Below are 4,100 nucleotides of genomic sequence, written 5' to 3'. Positions count from 1 at the left end.
TGACCCACACCTGACCCACACCTGACCCACACCTGACCCACACCTGACCCACACCGTTCGATTGCGATGGTTAACAGTTTGTCACTGACCGGTTTATTCTGCGGGTATTTATTCATTGCCATGGAATATGTTTTACAGGAAACTTCGAAATGAGCATCTGTTCTCTCTTTCGCAGGGATGTAGCAGATGGCGCGGCCATCCATTTCGTTGAGTTTGTCAAAAAAGCCATTAACTAACCATTGCTTTATCAGCTTTGGTGGTACAAATCTTCAGGTTGCCGATTCTTCAGTTTGGTTTCTGTGTTTGGAACGCGCAGATTCAGGATCACGATGTACACAGGATAACTTGACATTCTCTCTCTTGCTGAACCCTTCGAATGAGTCAAAATAATCGTAAGGTGCCCTTCCTTTCAGAAGTTTCACTTCTTCACCTGATTCACCTTGTCCAGATTTCAAGGGTTGGTAAAGAGGTAGCTTCATCTGGTGAGCAATGTCCCGTGCGGCATCAATGAACAATAAATTACTTTTATTGCGAAGAAATTGCGGATAGGCCAGCTCAAGAAATAATGCAGGGAGATTATCCTGATCCAACACCATGCGAATAACACTTCTGCTGAGGATATTCCCTTTTTGGTTCTTTTTGACAATCATGGCATTGCGTCCATCCATCACAAGGCTCATTAGCGCCAGGTTACCAGGACAAGGACTCAATGCCGGTGATTGACAGGAGTATACTTCAAGCCCATTGATAAAAAGGTCCCAGGGATCTTCTGTCAGCTCCAGGGTTTCTCCGGAGGATAACAGCTTGTTTCTGGTTGCCTCACTGAAATGACTGAAGTTGGCCCGCCATCCAGCCCGGAATAGGGGATATTCCGGGTAAATGGCCTGCAAGTGTGGATTATTCAGTGGTGACTGCCGGGTCTTGATAAAAGTATCGTTAGCAATGCTCTCTATAAACTCATCCATAAGGTCTGTGATTTCTGTATACCCAAGCTCTGACATTGATGCCATGTAAGATGGCAGGACATGGTAATAACGTTGCTCAAATAGCCATTGCGTGAATCCCTTACTGTTTCCCACCAAAGCGTTCGCGCCTTGTTCAGCGATCAATAATGGTAATCCTTCTTTCTGACAGCTGAAGCCTGTGTGGTACAGAAACTCATGAAACCTGTCGCCCGTTTTAAATAGCATTTTCAGCAAACCCAGTTTGTCATAAGTCAGATTTTGGGTGAGCTTTTTCAGTACCGGCAGGACCATGGCCTTGTCCATAACCTCGCTGGATAATGCCAGCTCGAGAGTGATCAGCCACTGGTGGAAAACCTTGGTATCTTTCATCTGTCGTCTGTTGGCAAGGGAATCTTGCAGATATTGATTGAGTTCCCGAACCTCATCTTCTGAGATTAAATCCGGAACAAATGCCAGCAATTGCAGTGGGGCCAGTCGCAAAAGCTTTCCGCCTTTGATTCCGGGATCACCGAGTATTTGTTGCATTTTCGGGCTACTCTGAACCAGACGGGCCAGCCCACTGATCAGATAGGGAATATTGTTTTTATTGTCATGTTCCATGATGATGCTGACAAAAAGCTTCAATACCGACGTATCCATTATTTGTTCGGATGATTTGCAAGCGGCAATGACCATCAACAGTCGATGAAATTTTGCTTTGATCTCGGGCTTGCCTTCAGGTAGTGATATAGCAGCAACCTGGCCTTCTAGCTGGTTAACTGCATCGAGCAATTCCTGTGAGTATTCCGGAGTCATTGTAGTAATGTTTGCCCTGAGTGCAGTTAAATACTTGTCCAGCGGTTTGCTTTCAAGTAAGGCAAATCCTTCGATATCACTGAGTTGTTTGAAATCTTCAAACTGTGAGGCAACATCTGCAGGTGCTTTCAAAATATTTGCCACGGCATGAATATAACGACAATAACCAATGGCTCCCGGTTGTTTCGACAAATAAGCCAGCTCTTTGGCAATATGCCAGATGCTTTTTGGCTCAGCGCTATACAGAACGGATCGAATGTATGACGTTAATTCAGCAATATCAGCCTCCCGGGAAAAACCGGAACAGGCAGCATATAGATACAGCAATCTTGTTGTATGTAACATGAAATCGTCATCATTCACAGAGCCATAATTTTTAGCTTTCGGGATAAATTTTTTTTCTATATGGTCAACATCACTCAACAGATGTCTGGCAAGTTCGTTGTTTTGGGAGGTAAGGATTTGCCGGATCTCCAGACGTCTGGCCTTGACTGAATTAGCAGGGGTCAGTGTTGTCAACTTTTCACTAATTACGTTGTCTTCTTCGGCCAGCGAAGGCATATCCGGCAGGCGTTGAAACAGGCTCTTTGCCTTCTCTAATCGGATGGATAAAGGAATCTCCAGACTGTTCCAAAAGCGTTCTGATATTGGATGTATTTGTTCTGCCGCCAGGATAATCTCGAGTTTTTCAGCCTTACTTAACAAATGTGTATTGGCTAACAATTTTATTGTATCCGTAGGAGCAAGTTTCACGCACTTGAGAAAAACCGCATATTGCACCTTTTTGGTTGGCGACCTGTCTATTGCGCCAAATTCGAATTCATCCCACAGCTGACTGGCGGTTATCTCTATCGCTTCAGCGGTTGAACCGGATAGTTTTGTCTGAATGTCGGAATCACGATCAACCAGCCGTTCTAATAGCTGTTTACTGCCAGCAGTATTGAGGGTTTGCCCTGACAGTGCGGTAATGCCATCGATCAGTTGTATCTGCCTGCCAAGGTACTGAATAGAATCATCTTCTGCTGAAAAGCCAGCAGGTGACTCCATGATCCTTAAATGCAGTTGCTCAGGTGTCAGATTGTTTAACTGATATGGATTCATTTTACTTTCCCGAAATGACTATTTTGGGCAGTTATCACGTTGCACGTTAATAAATGTAACTTCCTGTCTTTCTTTTAATCCCATTAACGAGTCAAAATAGTCGAAAGGTGTTCTTCCTTCCAGCAGTTTCACTTTTTCACCTTTCGGGTAAACCACACGGTGGTAAAGAGGGAGCGCCATTTGGCCAGCAATTTCCCGTGCGGCATCAATGAACTGTAAATCTCTCTTGTCGGGGTAGCCCATCTCAAGAAATAACGCAGGGCTATCATCCTGATCCAGCACCATGCGAATAACACTCCTGCTGAGGATATTCCCTTTTTGGCTCTTTCTGACAATCATGGCATTGCGGCCATCCATCACATAGCTCATCAGCCCCTTGTTATTATGCGGAGGCCCATCCGGTGATTGACAGGTGTTAATTTCAAGTCCGTTGATGAAAAGATCCCAGGGGTCTTCTGTCAGCTCCAGAGTTTCCCCCGGAAACAACAGCTTGTTTCTGGTTTCCTCACTGAAGGAGGTGAAGTTCGCTCTCCAACCGGCTTTGAATTGGGGGTATTGCTGGTAAACGACCTGCAAATGTGGATTGTTCAGCGGTGACTGCCTGGCCTGAATAAACGTATTATTAGCGCTGCTGTGTATAAACTCATGGATAAGGTCTATGATTTCCTCATTCCCATGCTCTGTCATGGTTATCATGTAGGATGGCAGGAGGTGGCCATGTCGTTGTTTTAATAGCCATTGCGAGACCTCCTTACTTTCTCCCACTAAAGCGCCAGTCCCTTTTTCAGCGATCAACAATGGTAATCCTTCCTGCTGAGCGCTGAAACCAATGCAGTATAGAAATTCATTAAACCGGTCTCCCAGGGTGAATAGCATGTGTAGCAAACCCAGTTTTTCATAAGTCAGACTTTGGGAGAGCTTTTTCAGCATCGGCAATACCATCGCTTTATTCATAACCTCGCTGGCCAATGCCTGCTCAAGAGTCACCAGCCACTGATGAAAAACCTTGCCATCTTTGAGCTGCCGCCTGCCAGTGCTGGAATTTTGCAAATTGTTATTGAGTTCCAGAACGCTAGCTTCTGAGATGATATCCGGCACAAATGTCAGTAATTGCAGCGGGGCCAGACGCAAAAGCTTTCCACCCTTGATTAAGGGGGCACCCAGTATTTGTTGCATTTTCGGGCTACTCTGAACCAGACGGGTCAGCCCACTGATCAGATAGGGGATATTTTTTATATT

Annotated in this window: 2 protein-coding genes; both read right to left on the bottom strand. The window is 45.2% G+C overall.

The window, feature by feature from the left end:
- Nucleotides 1-269: 269 nt before the first annotated feature.
- Nucleotides 270-2,861, bottom strand: coding sequence for a hypothetical protein (locus KDK14_RS01520; protein ID WP_257263250.1), 2,592 nt, complete (start codon nt 2,859-2,861; stop codon nt 270-272).
- 18 nt (nt 2,862-2,879) lie between these two features.
- A partial coding sequence (locus KDK14_RS01515; protein ID WP_257263249.1) for a hypothetical protein occupies nt 2,880-4,100 on the bottom strand: 1,221 nt, incomplete at its 5' end.

The organism is Endozoicomonas sp. ONNA2 (assembly GCF_024606365.1).
Taxonomy (GTDB): Bacteria; Pseudomonadota; Gammaproteobacteria; order Pseudomonadales; family Endozoicomonadaceae; genus Endozoicomonas.
The sequence above is the reverse complement of the archived record's forward strand: the minus strand, read 5'-3'. Positions and strand labels throughout refer to the sequence as shown.

Coding starts and splice junctions, on each gene's coding strand:
- KDK14_RS01520 (WP_257263250.1), bottom strand. CDS start 2,861: ATGAATCCATATCAGTTAAACAATCTGACACCTGAGCAACTGCATTTA.